Source organism: Variovorax rhizosphaerae (assembly GCF_037889975.1).
In the GTDB taxonomy this organism is placed as follows: Bacteria; Pseudomonadota; Gammaproteobacteria; order Burkholderiales; family Burkholderiaceae_C; genus Variovorax; species Variovorax rhizosphaerae.
In genome coordinates this window covers 211,109-225,669 of sequence record NZ_JBBKZT010000002.1, presented here as the reverse complement: position 1 = coordinate 225,669, position 14,561 = coordinate 211,109, and the positions used below count along the sequence as shown (strand labels likewise).

The window sequence follows — 14,561 nt, the reverse complement described above, 5'->3', positions numbered from 1 at the left end:
GCGCGGCAACGCGCGGCTTCCCGTTTCAAGGATGTGTGTGAAAGAGCACCCCGCCCGGCCACTGCCGGCGCGAGATGTCGCCGGTCAACCGAGCTTGCCGGAGACCTTTTCCAGCAGTTCCCACGGCGCAGCGCCGTACTTCGACTTCCACTCGCCGTAGAAGCCCGTGCTCGCGAGCTTCTTGCGGAAGTCGTCCTGCTGAACGTCGACGAAGTTGATGCCCTTGGACTTGAGGTCCGTGATCAGGCTGGTGCTGAGCTTGGCCACGTCGGCGCGCTGGTCGGTGGCCGACTTGTCGAGTTCGCGCTTGATGACCTGCTGCACGTCCTGCGGCAGCTTGTCGAAGGCGCGCTTGTTGCCGAGCACCCAGTAGCCGTCCCACACGTGGCCGGTCAGGCTGCAGCTTTTCTGCACTTCATAGAGCCGCGCGGTCGCGATGATGGCGAGCGGGTTCTCTTGGCCTTCCACCACCTTGGTCTGCAGGGCTGTGTAGACCTCATTGAAGTTGATGGGCGAGGGCGCGGCATCCAGCGACTTGAACAGAGAGGTCAGCGGCGGCGCGGCGGGCACGCGCACCTTGAAGCCCTTGAGGTCGGCCGCGGTCTTGATTTCCTTGCCGGAGGAGGTGACGTGGCGGAAGCCGTTGTCCCAGATCTTGGAGACGGTGAAGATCGGCGTCTTGGCGATCTCGGCGCGGATGTGGTTGCCCAGGTCGCCGTCCATCGCCTTCCACACGTCGTCGTAGTTCTTGAACGCGAAGCCGACGCTGGTGATGCCTGAGACCGGCACGAAGGTCGACAGGATCAGCGACGAGAGGTTGAAGAACTCGACCGAGCCATTGCGTACCTGGGACAGCAAGTCCGTGTCGCTGCCCAACTGGTTGGCCGGGAAGAGCTTGATATTGACCCGGCCTGAAGTCGCTTCGCGAATGCGGTCGAGCGCTTCCTTGGCGCGCAGGTTGACCGGGTGTGTCGGGTCCTGGCCGGTGGCGTACTTGAGTTCGAACTCGGCCGCGTCGGCGCGATGCGAGAGGATGGAAAAGAGCGGCAATGCGGCACTGGCGGCCAACAGTTGCCTGCGATTGAACTTCGGAAGGGTGAGCTTGGGCTCGGTCATGTCTTGTCTCCTGGTCGTGGCTGTGAAATAGGATCGATGGCTCAATGGATCAACATGCCGCCGTTCACGTCGAGCGTGATGCCGGTGCAGTACAGCGAGAGGTCGCTGCTGAGGAAGACGCAGGCGCCGGCGATGTCCTCGGCGCGGCCCAGGCGAGCCAGCGGGATGGTCTCGGCGATCTCGGCCTTCTTCTCTTCGGTGAGCTTGCCCTTGATGATGTCGGTGCCGATCAGGCCGGGCGTGATGCTGTTGATGCGGATGCCCTCGGGGCCGAACTCGCGTGCCATGGCGCGCGCCAGGCCCAGCACGCCGGCCTTGGCCGCCGAGTAGTGCGGGCCACCCAGGATGCCGCCGCCGCGCTGCGCGGAGACCGAGGAGATGCAAATGATCGATCCGCTGGTCTGCTGCTGCATGGCAGGCAGCACTGCCTGCGACATGTAGAGCGTGCCGCGCAGGCTGACGTCCAGGATGCGGTCGTAGTCTGCGCCGCTGATCTGCAGCGTCTTGACCGGCTGCGTGATGCCGGCGTTGTTGACAAGCGCGTCGATGCGGCCGAAGGCCTTGAGCACCGCTGCGGCGGCCGCATCGCAGGAGGCCTTGTCGGTGACATCGGCCACGATGCCGAGATGGTCGGGGCCGAGTTGCGCGGCCGCGGCGGCAGGGTCGGCCCGCTCCAGGTCGAGCACCGCGACGCGGGCGCCGTGCGAGGCCATCAGGCGCGCCGTGGCGAACCCGAGTCCGTTGAGGCCGGCGCCGCCGGTGATGACGACAACTTTGTCCTTGAGAAGCATTTGGTTTGTCTCCAGAGTGGTGTGGTTCGATGCGGCCCCCGATTGGCGATGTGTCGTCGGTAACCGCTGCAGCGCGAAGTGGATTTGCTTCGTGTGGGCCAATGGTCGTCAGATGGATGCATGACGACAAGCGATGTGTTTTCAGCCTAAGATGACGTTTCATCATCCAACGACCGGGTTGACCCTATGTCCTCTTTGCCCGCCGTCACCAACCTGCAAGCCTTCGAAGCGGTGGCGCGCCGGCGAAGCTTTGCGCTCGCAGCGTCGGAGTTGCACCTCACCGCCTCGGCGATCAGCCACCAGGTCTCGCGCCTGGAGGCGCACCTGGGGGTGCGGCTGTTCGAGCGCAGCGCGCACGGCGTGCGTCTCAGCGTGGCGGGGGAGATGTACCTGTCGAAAGTGGGGGGTGCGCTGCAGGCCATCGCATCGGCCACGGAGGACCTGCGGCAGGGTGTCAGCAACAGCCTCTATGTGCACTCGGCGCCCAGCATCGCGAGCCTGTGGTTGATGCACCGGCTGCGCGGCTTCGCGCAGGCCTGGCCAGACATCTCGCTCAACCTGTCAGCCGCGCACACGCCGAGCGACTTCACGCTGGGCCAGTCCGACGTCGACATCCGCTACGGCATTCCGAACTGGCCGGACCTGGTGGTGGAACCGCTGTTCGAGGAGCGCATCGTGCCGCTCGCCAGCCCTGAGTTCATCAAGCAGCATGGCCTGAAGCGCATCGAGCAACTCTTCACAGTGAAGCTGATCCAGAGCAACGTCAGCGTGGTGCAGTGGTCGGACTGGTTCGCGCAGTTCAGCGACAAGCGCGCGCCGGAATGGTTTGCCGTGCGGTTCGACCGCGCCCAGATGTCACTCGATGCCGCAACGCAGGGACTGGGCGTCGCGTTGGAAAGCACGACGATTGCCGCCAGGCACATCGCCGAGCGCAAGCTCAAGCCGGTATTCGGCCTTGACCAAGCGATCAAGGTCAAGGCGCACTTCGTGGTGTACCCGCCGCGGCATGCGAAGCGGCCTTCCGTGGAGGCTTTCGTGGGATGGATCCACGCTGAAGCCGCCAGGGGGTGAGTCAGCGCCCCTTGGCCCGCTTGACCAGTCCCACCACGATCAGCGCCACGCCCAGCACGATGGCGAACCAGCCGACCACGTAGGCGCCGGCGAACATCTCGCGGTAGGCCTGCGACTGCAGGTAGCTCGGCGCCAGCAGCACGGCCAGGCCGATCAGGATGCAGGCGATGCCACGAGGCAATAGTTGCGCGTTGTCTTTCATTGCCATTCGATCGATCTCCGGAGGAAGGCGTAGCCGAGGGCCGTGAAGGTGGCCCGCTCGGCGTTGTTCTTGCCGTAGGCATGGCCGCCGGCGTCGAGTTCCAGCAGCCACGCGGGCTGCACCATGGCTTGCAGTTTCGCAGCCATCTTGCGCGCATGGCCGGGATGCACGCGATCGTCGCGGCGATTGCTGGCCAGCAGGATGGGCGGGTAGCCATGGCCCGGCTCCGCGCAGTGGTAGGCCGACAGGTGCTGCAGGAAAGCCCAGTCCTCGGCGACGTCGGGATCGCCATATTCGGCCACCCAGCTCGCCCCCGCCAGCAGCTTGTTGTAGCGCCGCATGTCGACCAGCGGGATGGTGCAGAACAGCGCGCCGAAGCGTTCCGGGTAGCGCGTCAGCATGTTGGTGATGAGCAGGCCGCCGTTGGAGCCGCCCTCGGCTGCAATTCGCTTGGGCACGGTCACGCCGCGCCGAACCAGGTCGGCCGCGACCGCCGCGAAATCGTCATGTGACTGCCTTTTGCCCGCGCGCCGGCCGGCGTCTTCCCAGGCCGGGCCGAACTCGCCGCCGCCGCGGATCTGCGCCACCACCGACACGCCGCCGCGCTCCAGCCAGAGCTTGCCGATCGATGCGTTGTAGCCCGGCAGCACCGAGACACCGAAGCCGCCGTAGCCGTACAGGTGCACGGGCGCGCGGCCGGGTTCGTGCAGCGTCGGGTCAACCGGGCCGGTCATCGTGTAAGGGATGGCGACGCCGTCGGTCGAGATGGCCTCGTGCCGCGTGGTGACCAGGCCGCGTGCATCGAAGCGTTCGGGTGCACGTTGCAACAGTTGCGCGCTGCCGGCATCGGCGGGCAGCAGGTAGAGCGACTCGGGCGTGAGCGGGCCCAGGCACATCGCGAGCGCTTCGCCGTTCGATTCTTCCTCGCAGGCATCGAGCGGCCAGAGGTAGGCGGTGCCGCCTTCGGGCAGGCCGGTGACCGTGGTGAGCGTCCAGCCTTGCGCCGACGGCGTCCAGCGTTGGAACACAGGGTTCAGGTTGTCGAGGATCGACAGCAGCATCTGCCCGCCGGTCCACGAGAAGCCCTGCACGGCACGCCGGTCCGACGGCTCGAAGAGCAGGTCCATGGCACGGCTGCCGCTGATGTACGCGGCGAGGCCGATGCCGAGCACGCTGCCTTCGCGCCATGGGGTGTCGCCCAGGGTCCAGTCGCTGCGCAGTCGCAGCACCATCCAGTCCTCGTAGATCTCGGGGATGGCGTCGGCAGGGATGTCGATGAGCGTCTTCGGGCCGTGGCGGTCGCCCATCCACAGCACCAGCTTGCGAAGGTCCGGCCGGGCGACATACCAGACGCATTCGCGCTCGCCGGTGCGGCCCGCCTGCATGCCCGCGGACAAGTGCGTGGCCGGCACCTCGAACAGCAACGGGGACTGCAGCGGATCGGCGCCGCGCTGCCAGCGCCACACCTTGCGGCCGTAGCCCGACTGCGTGGAGTTGTCTTCGCCGAGCGCGGAGAGCAACAGCAAGGTGTCGCGGTCCAGCCATTCGACGCCACCCTTGGAGGCGGGCAGCGTGAAGGCGTCGTTGCCGGTGACGAAGCTGCGCGATGCGATGTCGAACTCGCGCAGTACCACGGCATCGCCGCCGCCGCGCGACAGGCGCAGCATCGCCCGGTCGTGCGTGCGCGGCAGGGTGCTGGCGCCGCCCCAGACCCAGTCCTCACCTTCGGCCGCGGCCAGCGCGTCGAGGTCGAGCAGCAGGTCCCATTCAGGCTTGCCGGCCCTGAAGCGGTCCATCGTCGTGGTGCGCCAGATGCCGCGCGGGTGCTTCGCGTCTTTCCAGAAATTGAACAGCAGCGTGCCACGCCGCGTGATCATCGGCAGGTTGTCGTCACGGTCGTAGATGGCCTGCAGGGCATCGCGGTCCTGTGCGAAGCGTGCGTCGCCGAACGCGGCCAGGGTGCGACCCGACTGGGCATCGGCCCATTGCACGGCGGCCGGTGCGTCGATGTCCTCGAGCCACCGGTGCGGATCGTCGTCCGGAGCCTGCAAGGTGGGGAGGTTGGCGGGGATGGGCGGCACGGGCATCGAGGGAGCTTAACAAGCAAGGGGCCTCGAGGCCGCAGTGTGAGCCGCCTCCCTGCATGCGGATGCGCGACGTGCGAGGGACTTGGTTGATGGGGTCTCACCGTGTGCCCCGGCCTGTTGGACAATCCGCGCTCCATTCGAGTCGAATACACCTCATGCAACGCATGCCAATTCGCAACCTGTTTCATTCGGCCGCGCACTCCATCGCCGCGCTGGCACTCATGGGCGCGCTTGCGCCAGGTGCGCAGGCGCAATCGCCGGTCGACGGGTTTCCAGCCGCCGCCGTGCGCTTCCTGGACAACGAACTGCCGCAGATGGACAACGCCGTCAAGGAACGCGACCGCGACTACTTCGAACAGGCCATGGGCCGCATGATCGAGTTCTCCAGCGCATGGGGCTTCAAGACGTCGGCCAACCCCGACCTCGCGCGTTACTCGATGTGCACCGACGCGGTGAACGAATTCGTCATCGTCGGCCTCTGCCGCGTGATGCCCAAGGGCAGTGAATGCGAGCCTGGGATGGGGGCGAAATTCGATGCCAATCTGCAGCGCTGCCGGGATGCGGCGAAGCGGTGACTATGCCGGGAACACGACGCCCGCCTGACCGCTCTTCCACACCGCGTACTTCTGCGTCGCGCCGGTCCACAACGCGGATTCGGTCAGCGCGACGAGCCAGGCTTGCAATGCCGTCCACGGTTGCGCCGTGAACCAGGCGAGGTCAGTCTGCGCGAACTGGCGCACGAAGGGCGCGATGGCGTAGTCCGCCAGGGCAGGGTGGTGGCCGAACAGATGCGGCGTGCCGCGCAGCAGCAGATCAAGTTCGGCGAGGAACTGCGCGCCGTTGCCACGATGCGCGGTGGCGTCCGCGCCTTCGAATCGGTTCGGGTACTTGTAGCGGTCGAGCTGCTGCTTGAAGTCCCCATCGCATCGTGCGACCAGCGCCAGCATTTCGGCCAGCGTGCCCCGCTCGGGCTGCAGCCACCGCGCGGGGTCGTGGCGATCCAGCGCCCACTGCATGATGTCCAGGCTCTGCTCGATCACCGTGCCGCTGGTCTCGACCAGCACCGGCACAGTCCCCTTGGGCGACGCCGCAAGCAACTCGGCGGGCTTGTCGCGCAGCACGACCTCGCGCAGTTCGCAACGCTCGCCGCTTGCCATCAACGCAAAGCGTGCGCGCATGGCGTAGGGGCAGCGGCGGAAGGAGTACAGGACGGGCAGGGCGGTGGGCAGGGCGGGCATTGGCGCGATGCTACAAAATCGCGGCCACGCCGATTCCGGCACCCATCCGCCACATCTCCGGCACCCACCCAAGTCACACCACACCATGTCCCTCGCCCCCATCGAAATCGAAACCGGCCCGCGCCCCACTGCGTCGGTCATCCTCATGCACGGCCTCGGCGCCGACGGCAATGACTTCGTGCCGATCTGCAATGAACTCGAACTGGGCGGCATCGGCCCGGTCCGCTTCGTGTTCCCCAACGCGCCGGTGATGCCGGTCACCATCAATAACGGCTATCCGATGCCGGCCTGGTATGACATCTACGGGCCGATCGGCGACAAGCGCGAGGACGAGGCGGGCCTGCGACGTTCGATGGCCAGTATCGAGGCCTTGATCGCGAAGGAGAAGACGCGCGGCATCCCGGCCAGCCGCATCGTGGTCGCCGGCTTCTCGCAAGGTTGCGCGATGGCGCTGCTCACGGGCCTGCGCCATGCCGAGCGGCTCGCAGGCATCGTCGCGCTGTCGGGCTACCTGCCGCTGGCTTCGACGACGGCCGCCGAGGCCACCTCCATGAACCGCGACGTGCCGATCTTCATGGCGCACGGCCAGCACGATGGCGTGGTGGTGATGCCGCGCGCCACCGCCTCGCGCGACGCACTGGAGGCGCTGGGCTATGCGATCGAGTGGCACGAATACCCGATGGAGCATTCGGTGTGCCTGGAGGAAATCGCGGACTTGGGGACGTGGCTGCGAAAGGTGCTGGCCTGATTCACGGCAGGGTGCTCGCGCTCATCGTGCGACCGCGGTAGCCGACGGCAACACGAGGTGACCGCGGTAGTCCGCGACCTTGCCCACCAGGCGCACCGAAGCGGAGACGGCGAAGTCCAGCCGGTCATGGCGCCCGCGCTCTTCGGCCACGATTCGCGGCATCAACCATCGGGGGCAAGGTATGCCGATGAAGTGCATGCGCAGAAGCCTCATCACCAATGCGCCATCGCGCTCATGCAGTTCGAACGCCAGGCGCGCGGCGCCAAGCGATTCGATGATCTCGCGGCCCTGAGGCCGGAAATTGGAGGCCATCACTTTGCCCGGGAAGTGACGCACCCAGGTCTCGGCCGCCGGGCTGGCGTCCAGCTCGAATCGAATCGGCCCCTGTTGCGAACGACGGGGTGTGCCGAGGCACAGCGCGAGCAGCTTTCCGATGACCGATCGAGGCGCGATGGTTTCGACCCGACCCTCCAGTTCATGCTTGCCGGCCAGTCGATGGAATCGTTGAACAGCCGCATCGAGGCGGTGAAACTCGTCGCCCATCGCGCGCTCGTACATCGACGCCACGCCAGTCATCCAGCAACCCCGGCCATGCTGATCTTCAGGCCCTGCGCCTCCTCCGCGAAATCCTCCAGCGAGAGCAGCCCCATGCACGGCAATGCGCCTGCCGTGCGAAGCGTGCCCGTCGCCAGCTTGCGCGCCAGCGCCGACGCGGCGAGCGTTGGCACGTAAGGGCCATCGCCGTCCGTTGCGACGAGTGCCCAGTGCCTTTGCACCGCCGCGCCTTGGTCGTCCGTGCCAATCACCGACACATGCATGGCGCCCGCGTCCGAGCCCCAGGTCTTGAACAGGTCGGCTGCGCGCTTCAGCAAGTTCGCGTAGGCCGACCAGTCGTCTACCAGCCCGATGCGCACGAGCCAAGCCATCAGGTTCATGCCGTGATGGAGAAACGGCAGCTCCAGCCCCGCACCGAAGCGCACCGCCGGCTGCCCCGCATAACGCCCCGGCAGCAGCGCCAGATCGGGCACATCGCAAGGCGACAGCAGCCGTGACCCGACCGGCGCCGGATAGCGGTGTCGATACGCGCCCGACCAGCCGAACACCTCGCGACCGCCGCTCGGAGGAATCGGCTTGCCGCAATAGCTCAGGATGCCGGCCACCGTGGACAGCCCGCGCTCGGTCTTGTTGCCCGGGCTGATGCCGATGTCGATGAACGCGACTTCACGCATGCCCCGCGCGAGCCGGTCGACCACTGCCGATGACAGCGCGGGGACGGAACTGGCCCCGCTCGTCACCAGCACGCCCGCGTCTTTCGCGCTCGCATCCAGCGCGCCGATGCCTTGCACGAAGTCTCGCCCGTCGGCCAGATCAACGTAGTGCGCGCCGGCTGACACGCAGGCGAGGGCGACGCGATAGTCCTGCCCCTGGAACGGACCGGACGTGTGGATGACAAGATCCGGCCGCAATTGCAGCAACAGGCGCGGCAGCGAATCCGCCATCGCATCCAGTTCGACGCTGGCCAGCCTCGCAAGCGCCTGCGGACCCAGCTCGGCCACCAGCGCCTCGGCCTGCGCCGAAGAGCGCCCCGCGACCGTCACATGCAGGCCCTCCTGTCGTGCCAGCCCTTCCACCAGCCTGCGGCCAAAGAAACCATAGCCCCCGATCACCAGGACCCGATAGCGATCCATGGTCGGGATCAGCCGGGACGGCCGAACGCGAGGGTCAGATTGTTGGCCGGCATGGGCGTCGTCTGGAGAAGCTGGAAGCCGACCGCACGGGCCTCCAGCGCCACGTCCTCGATTCGACGAATCCCCCAGGCTGGATTGCGCGCGCGCAGGCTGCTATCGAAGGCGACGTTGCCCGGCGCCGTTTCGACGCCGTCCTGCAAATACGGCCCATAGGTGACCAGCAGGCCGCCCGTCTTCAGCACCTGCGCCGCGCCGCGCATCAATGCCGCGCAGGTGGCCCAGGGCGAGATGTGCAGCATGTTCGCGCAGAACACCGCGTCGAAAGGCCCGCGCACCGGCCAGTCGCCGGCCATCACGTCGAGCAAGACGGGTGGCTCCACGTTGGCCGCGCCCGCGCGCCATGCGTCGATCGAATCCAGCGACTGCGCATCACCATCGCTCGGCTGCCACTGCCAGCCCGGCATCGCCGCGGCGAAGAAGGCCGCATGCTGGCCGGTGCCGCTGGCAATCTCGAGCACGCGAGCCTCGGCGGGCAACAGGCGCCGCAGCACGTCGAGAATCGGTTGCGCATTGCGCTCGGCGGCGGGGCTGGACAGGCGCTGGTGGGGCATGCCGGGCACTGTACCCGGCGCCGACTTGTTTCAATGAGAAAATAGCCGCCCGCGTCCATCTGGCGCGGTCCTCGTCTGCTGGTAAAACAGGGTGGCGCCCGTCCTTGTACGCATCGGTGTCCCGAGCCAGCACCCGGCCATCAAACGTACGCCAGCGGGCATCGCCGGCCCGTGCTACCTTCCTGCCCCACAAAAGAACCGAGTTGGACAAGAACCTATGAGCAAATTGACGGAGCGGTTGAACGCGCTCTCGCCCGCGCGGCTGAAGGGAATCCGGCGCGGCATCGAGAAGGAGAGCTTGCGGGCCCAGGCCGACGGCAAGCTCGCGGCCACGCCCCATCCGTTGGCGTTGGGTTCGGCACTCACGCATCCGCACATCACGACCGACTTCAGCGAATCCCAGCTCGAACTGATCACCGGCGTCCATGCCAGCCCCGAGGCCGCCCTCGACGAGCTGGTGCAAGTCCATCAATTCACTTACCGCGTGCTGGCCGAGCAGGGCGACGAACGCATGTGGGTGTCGAGCATGCCCTGCGGCCTGCCGACCGACGAGACCATTCCGATCGGCCGCTACGGCTCGTCCAACGTCGGCCGCGCCAAGAGCGTCTACCGCATGGGCCTGAGCCACCGCTATGGGCGGCGCATGCAGACCATCTCGGGCATCCACTACAACTGGTCGCTGCCCGATGTGTCGAGCGAACAGTACTTCGCGCTGATCCGCAACTTCCGCCGGCATGCTTTCCTGCTGCTGTACCTGTTCGGCGCCTCGCCCGCGCTGTGCTCGACCTTCGTCGCCGGCCGTCCGCACGAGCTGCAGCCGCTGGGCGACGGCGGCACCATGTACATGCCGCACGGCACCTCGCTGCGCATGGGCCGCCTGGGCTACCAGAGCGAGGCGCAGGCTTCGCTGGCAGTGAGCTACAACAGCCTGGACGGCTATGGCGCCTCGCTGCAGGAGGCCCTGACCAAGCCCTGGCCCGCCTATGAGGCCATCGGCATCCAGAACCTCGGCGGCGACTACAACCAGCTCGCCACCAGCCTGCTGCAGATCGAGAACGAGTTCTACGGCACCATCCGCCCCAAGCGCGTGATCTATTCGGGCGAGCGCCCGCTGCATGCGCTGCGCGAGCGCGGCGTGGAATACGTCGAAGTGCGGCTGATGGACCTCGACCCCTTCGAGCCGGTCGGCATCTCGGCGCAGACCATGCGCTTCATCGACGTGTTCCTGCTGCACTGCCTGCTCAGCGACAGCCCCGATGACACGCCGCAGGAAATCGCCGAACTGGCGCACAACCAGCACCTGACCGCGGCGCGCGGCCGTGAGCCGGGGTTGAAGCTGCGTCAAGCGGGTGTCGAGGTGACGCTCGCCGAATGGGGCGCGATGCTGGTTGGCGAGTTCGCACCGATTGCCGCTGCGCTCGACGCGGCGCATGGCGGGCATGACTATGCGGATGCGCTGGCTGCGGCGACGGTGGGCCTTCGGGATCCCGACAGCCTGCCCTCGGCGCGCGTGCTTGCGGCGATGGCCTCCGAGCACTACAACTCCTTCATCGGCTTCGTGCGCGCGCAGTCCGAACACACGCGCAAGGCCATCCTCGACCTGCCGCTGGAGCCGCACCAGCTCGCGCATTTCGAGCAGATGACGCAGGACTCCCTCGATGCGCAGAAGGCGATCGAGGCGGCGGACACGATGCCCTTCGAAATCTACCGGGAGCAGTACGTTTCGCCGACGCGGCTGGGGATTCGGAGTCGGGCGGTGGTAGCTGCTTGAGTTCGTCGGCCCGTTGCGGGCATCGAGGCAGGCACTTGCCTTCCGTGCAGTAGGCGGGCGCCTACCCATTTTGAACCGCATCACCCACTGACCTTTCGATGGCGTGCGCGCATGCTGCATGCATGGCTTGCAAGACGTACCTCGTGGAAGATAGCGCTTTGATCCGGGACAACCTGGTGGGCTTCCTCGAGGACGTGGGCGAGGCCGAGGTCGTGGCCTGCGCCGCTTCGGAGAACGAGGCCGTCGCCTGGTTGCATTCCCACAGGGATGACTGGGAACTGGCGATCGTCGATCTGTTCCTGTTGCAGGGCAACGGCTTCGGCGTCATCAAGGCCTGCCGTGACCGCGCGGCCAACCAGCAGGTCGTCGTGCTCACCAACTACGCCACTGTCGAGATGCGGGAACGCTCGCATGCGCTTGGCGTCGATGCCTTCTTTGACAAGTCATCCGAACTCGACTTGCTGGTCGACTGGCTCGAGTCGCGTCGCGCCAAGCATTGACACAGTGATGTTCGGACGAGTGGCCCGGCCTGCGCCGCGCCGGCTACAGTCGTCGCCATGCCTCCAATCCTGGCCCTCTTGCCGCTGCCCGACGGCGTGCGCTCTCGTTTCGCCGACAACGGCAATGGCCTGCAGATGCACTGGCTCGAAGCCGGCTTCGAGCAACCCGGTCGCCCGCTGGTCGTGCTGCTGCACGGCTTTCCGGAACTGGCCTTCAGTTGGCGCCACCAGATGTTGCCGCTGGCGGCGCTGGGCTTCCATGTGATCGCCCCGGACCAGCGCGGCTACGGCCGCACCACGGGCTGGGATGCGCGCTACGAAGGCGACCTCGCATCCTTCCGCATGCTGAACCTGGTGCGCGATGTGTTGGGTTTGGTATTCGCGCTCGGCCATCGTCATGTAGCGGCGGTGGTGGGCCATGACTTTGGTTCGCCAGTCGCGGCATGGTGTGCCCTGCTGCGTCCCCACGTGTTCCGCTCGGTCGTGCTGATGAGCGCACCCTTTGCCGGCCCACCGGCCCTGCCCTTCGACACCGTCGGACAACCCACATCCGCCCGTGCGCCGATGGCCGAGGTGCTGGAGGCGTTGGCTGCGCTCCCGCGTCCTCGCAAGCACTACCAGTGGTACTACGCCACCCCCGAGGCCAATCCCGACATGCACGGCGCGCCGCAAGGCGTGCACGACTTCCTGCGCGCCTACTACCACCACAAGAGCGCCGACTGGCCCGGCAACCAGCCCCACCCGCTGCCCGGCCTGACTGCCGAAGCGCTGGCTCGACTGCCCACCTACTACGTGATGGACAAGGCGCCAGGCATGGCCGCCACGGTCGCCGCCGAGATGCCATCCCCCGACGTGATCGCCGCGTGCAAGTGGTTGCCCGACGACGCCTTGAAGGTCTACACCGCCGAGTACATGCGCAATGGCTTCCAGGGCGGCCTGCAGTGGTACCGCTGCGGCATCTCGCCGCGCTTCGCTGCCGAGTTGCAGACTTTCGCGGGCAAGACCATCGACGTGCCCGCCTGCTTCATCGCCGGACACCAGGACTGGGGCGTCCACCAGGTGCCAGGCGCCTTCGAAGCGATGCAGCGAAGATCCTGCACCGACATTCAATCGGTGCACCTCATCGACGGCGCCGGTCACTGGGTGCAGCAGGAGCAGCCCGAGGCGGTCAACCGGCTTCTGGCCGATTTCCTGGCAGGGCTGGCCTGAGCGTGCGGAGACGCTGATCAGCGCCAGCCGATGAACCTGGTCAGGGCCTCCCTGACGCCGCTTCACTCCGGCGCGATATCCACGTCCTTCCTGATCGAGTCGCGGTCGCGGCGGCCTTCGATGCGGTCCAGCGTGTGTTCGACCATGCGCTTGAGCTTGGCCAGTGCGCCGCGGAAGGCTTCGTCCTGCGAAGGCGCGTCGTGCGTGACGGCCACCGGCTGGTGGTGCGCGAGCCGGGCCTCCATCGTGCAGCGCTTGTCGCCGCCGCCGCTCTTGCCGGTTGTCTCGTCGCTCAGGTGCACTTCGACACGCGTGACTTCTTCCGCGAAGCGCGACAGCGTGCCCTTGATTTCCCCGTCCGCCCAACGCTCCAGCGCGTCCTTGTTCTCGATGCCATTGCTGGCGTTCACTTGAATCTGCATGGTGCCTCCTCAGTCCAATTCAACACTTTCGGCGGTTTGCCTGCCCCATCATGAACCGATGTGACCGCTTCCGGCTTGCGCCTGCCTTAAATTCGATGCTTTCTGGCATGGGCGCAGCCCGATCACTTACAGGAGCAATATGTCAATCGAATTCAAGGGCCGCGTGGCCATCGTCACCGGCGCAGGTGGCGGACTCGGCCGTCAGCATGCATTGGCCCTTGCGGCGCGCGGCGCCAAGGTGGTGGTGAACGACCTGGGCGGCGCACGCGACGGCTCGGGCGGCTCGGTCAGTGCGGCACAGGCCGTGGTCGACGAGATCAGGGCTGCCGGCGGCGAAGCCATCGCCAACGGCGCATCGGTCACCGACTTCGAAGCCGTGCAAGCCATGGTCCAGCAGGCCGTGGATGCCTGGGGCCGCGTCGACATCCTCGTCAACAACGCCGGCATTCTGCGCGACAAGAGCTTCGCCAAGATGGAACTGGCCGATTTCAAGCTGGTGATGGACGTCCACCTGATGGGTGCGGTGAACTGCACCAAGGCCGTCTGGGCGCTGATGAACGAGCAGAAGTACGGCCGCATCGTCATGACCACCTCGTCCTCGGGCCTGTACGGCAACTTCGGCCAGAGCAACTACGGCGCGGCCAAGATGGCGCTGGTCGGCCTGATGCAGACGCTGAGCATCGAAGGCGCCAAGAACAACATCCGCGTCAACTGCCTGGCGCCCACCGCCGCCACGCGCATGACCGAGGACCTGATGCCCGCCGAAGTGCTGGAAGCCCTGAAGCCTGAAGGCGTGGTGCCTGCCATGCTGGTGCTGGCCGCGCAGGATGCGCCGACGCGCGCCATCCTCTGCGCCGGCGCCGGCTCCTTCGAGGCGGCCCACATCACGCTGACCCAGGGTGCCTACATCGGCATCGCCCCCGATGCGCCCGAGGAACTCGTGGCCCGCATGGCCGAGGTGACCGACCGGGAGGGCGAGCAAGTGCCGATGAGCGGGTCGGCGCAAGGCACGGTGGAAATCGGCAAGGCGATGGCGGCGGCGAAGGCCCTGGCCTAGTCAGAAGTGCCGAGCCGGGGGGCGAATCGCCGGACCGGCATTGATGCCCG

Annotated in this window: 16 protein-coding genes; 7 read left to right on the top strand and 9 right to left on the bottom strand. The window is 66.9% G+C overall.

Translation table 11 applies throughout. From position 1 onward, the window contains the following. Nucleotides 1-84: 84 nt before the first annotated feature. Nucleotides 85-1,116 carry a TRAP transporter substrate-binding protein gene (locus tag WKW82_RS04895; protein WP_340341125.1) on the bottom strand — a complete coding sequence of 344 codons (1,032 nt, stop codon included), beginning with the start codon at nucleotides 1,114-1,116 and terminating at the stop codon, nucleotides 85-87. A 41-nt stretch (nucleotides 1,117-1,157) separates the two neighbouring features. Beyond that, nucleotides 1,158-1,907, bottom strand: a complete 750-nt coding sequence (locus tag WKW82_RS04890; RefSeq protein WP_340341124.1) for an SDR family NAD(P)-dependent oxidoreductase — start codon at nucleotides 1,905-1,907, stop codon at nucleotides 1,158-1,160. Between the two features lie 186 nt (nucleotides 1,908-2,093). Between WKW82_RS04890 and WKW82_RS04885 the strand changes: the two genes are divergently transcribed. Next, nucleotides 2,094-2,978 (top strand): LysR substrate-binding domain-containing protein, encoded by an 885-nt coding sequence (locus tag WKW82_RS04885; protein WP_340341123.1) that lies wholly within the window; start codon nucleotides 2,094-2,096, stop codon nucleotides 2,976-2,978. Between the two features lies 1 nt (nucleotide 2,979). Here the strand turns inward: WKW82_RS04885 and WKW82_RS04880 are convergent, their stop codons facing one another. Both WKW82_RS04880 and WKW82_RS04875 read right to left on the bottom strand, forming a co-directional pair. Beyond that, nucleotides 2,980-3,186, bottom strand: coding sequence for a hypothetical protein (locus tag WKW82_RS04880; RefSeq protein WP_340341122.1), 207 nt, complete (start codon nucleotides 3,184-3,186; stop codon nucleotides 2,980-2,982). After that, on the bottom strand, nucleotides 3,177-5,267 hold the full coding sequence (locus WKW82_RS04875) for a prolyl oligopeptidase family serine peptidase (protein ID WP_340341121.1): 2,091 nt from the start codon (nucleotides 5,265-5,267) through the stop codon (nucleotides 3,177-3,179). Before WKW82_RS04875 ends, WKW82_RS04880 begins: the two co-directional genes overlap by 10 nt. A gap of 155 nt (nucleotides 5,268-5,422) precedes the next feature. On the opposite strand from WKW82_RS04875, the gene WKW82_RS04870 reads away from it, so the two are divergent. After that, entirely contained in the window at nucleotides 5,423-5,842 is a 420-nt protein-coding gene (locus WKW82_RS04870) for a hypothetical protein (protein ID WP_340341120.1), read from the top strand. On the opposite strand, the gene WKW82_RS04865 is transcribed toward WKW82_RS04870, so the two are convergent. Then, nucleotides 5,843-6,505: a glutathione S-transferase gene (locus WKW82_RS04865; protein WP_340341119.1), complete on the bottom strand. Its 663-nt coding sequence runs from the start codon at nucleotides 6,503-6,505 to the stop codon at nucleotides 5,843-5,845. Between the two features lie 85 nt (nucleotides 6,506-6,590). On the opposite strand from WKW82_RS04865, the gene WKW82_RS04860 reads away from it, so the two are divergent. After that, nucleotides 6,591-7,253 carry an alpha/beta hydrolase gene (locus tag WKW82_RS04860; RefSeq protein WP_340341118.1) on the top strand — a complete coding sequence of 221 codons (663 nt, stop codon included), beginning with the start codon at nucleotides 6,591-6,593 and terminating at the stop codon, nucleotides 7,251-7,253. Between the two features lie 21 nt (nucleotides 7,254-7,274). Here the strand turns inward: WKW82_RS04860 and WKW82_RS04855 are convergent, their stop codons facing one another. The 3 genes from WKW82_RS04855 to WKW82_RS04845 are packed head-to-tail and all read right to left on the bottom strand — an operon-like array spanning nucleotide 7,275 to nucleotide 9,552. Next, nucleotides 7,275-7,811 (bottom strand): DUF4166 domain-containing protein, encoded by a 537-nt coding sequence (locus WKW82_RS04855; RefSeq protein WP_340341462.1) that lies wholly within the window; start codon nucleotides 7,809-7,811, stop codon nucleotides 7,275-7,277. 14 nt (nucleotides 7,812-7,825) lie between these two features. Next, nucleotides 7,826-8,941, bottom strand: coding sequence for a saccharopine dehydrogenase family protein (locus tag WKW82_RS04850; RefSeq protein ID WP_340341117.1), 1,116 nt, complete (start codon nucleotides 8,939-8,941; stop codon nucleotides 7,826-7,828). Nucleotides 8,942-8,949: 8 nt separating this feature from the next. Next, entirely contained in the window at nucleotides 8,950-9,552 is a 603-nt protein-coding gene (locus WKW82_RS04845; RefSeq protein WP_340341116.1) for a DUF938 domain-containing protein, read from the bottom strand. A 217-nt stretch (nucleotides 9,553-9,769) separates the two neighbouring features. Between WKW82_RS04845 and gshA the strand changes: the two genes are divergently transcribed. The 3 genes from gshA (at nucleotide 9,770) to WKW82_RS04830 (ending at nucleotide 13,032) form a co-directional block, all read left to right on the top strand. Further along, complete coding sequence (gene gshA, locus WKW82_RS04840; protein WP_340341115.1) at nucleotides 9,770-11,323, top strand: glutamate--cysteine ligase; 1,554 nt, start codon at nucleotides 9,770-9,772, stop codon at nucleotides 11,321-11,323. A 122-nt stretch (nucleotides 11,324-11,445) separates the two neighbouring features. Next, complete coding sequence (locus WKW82_RS04835; protein ID WP_340341114.1) at nucleotides 11,446-11,823, top strand: response regulator; 378 nt, start codon at nucleotides 11,446-11,448, stop codon at nucleotides 11,821-11,823. 57 nt (nucleotides 11,824-11,880) lie between these two features. Continuing rightward, nucleotides 11,881-13,032 carry an alpha/beta fold hydrolase gene (locus WKW82_RS04830; RefSeq protein WP_340341113.1) on the top strand — a complete coding sequence of 384 codons (1,152 nt, stop codon included), beginning with the start codon at nucleotides 11,881-11,883 and terminating at the stop codon, nucleotides 13,030-13,032. 62 nt (nucleotides 13,033-13,094) lie between these two features. On the opposite strand, the gene WKW82_RS04825 is transcribed toward WKW82_RS04830, so the two are convergent. Beyond that, the gene (locus WKW82_RS04825) at nucleotides 13,095-13,454 is read right to left on the bottom strand and encodes an HPF/RaiA family ribosome-associated protein (RefSeq protein ID WP_340341112.1); all 360 of its coding nucleotides are present in this window, start codon (nucleotides 13,452-13,454) and stop codon (nucleotides 13,095-13,097) included. 139 nt (nucleotides 13,455-13,593) lie between these two features. Here WKW82_RS04825 and WKW82_RS04820 point away from each other — a divergent pair, with 139 nt between their 5' ends. Continuing rightward, the gene (locus WKW82_RS04820; RefSeq protein ID WP_340341111.1) at nucleotides 13,594-14,511 is read left to right on the top strand and encodes an SDR family oxidoreductase; all 918 of its coding nucleotides are present in this window, start codon (nucleotides 13,594-13,596) and stop codon (nucleotides 14,509-14,511) included. Nucleotides 14,512-14,561 lie beyond the last annotated feature (50 nt).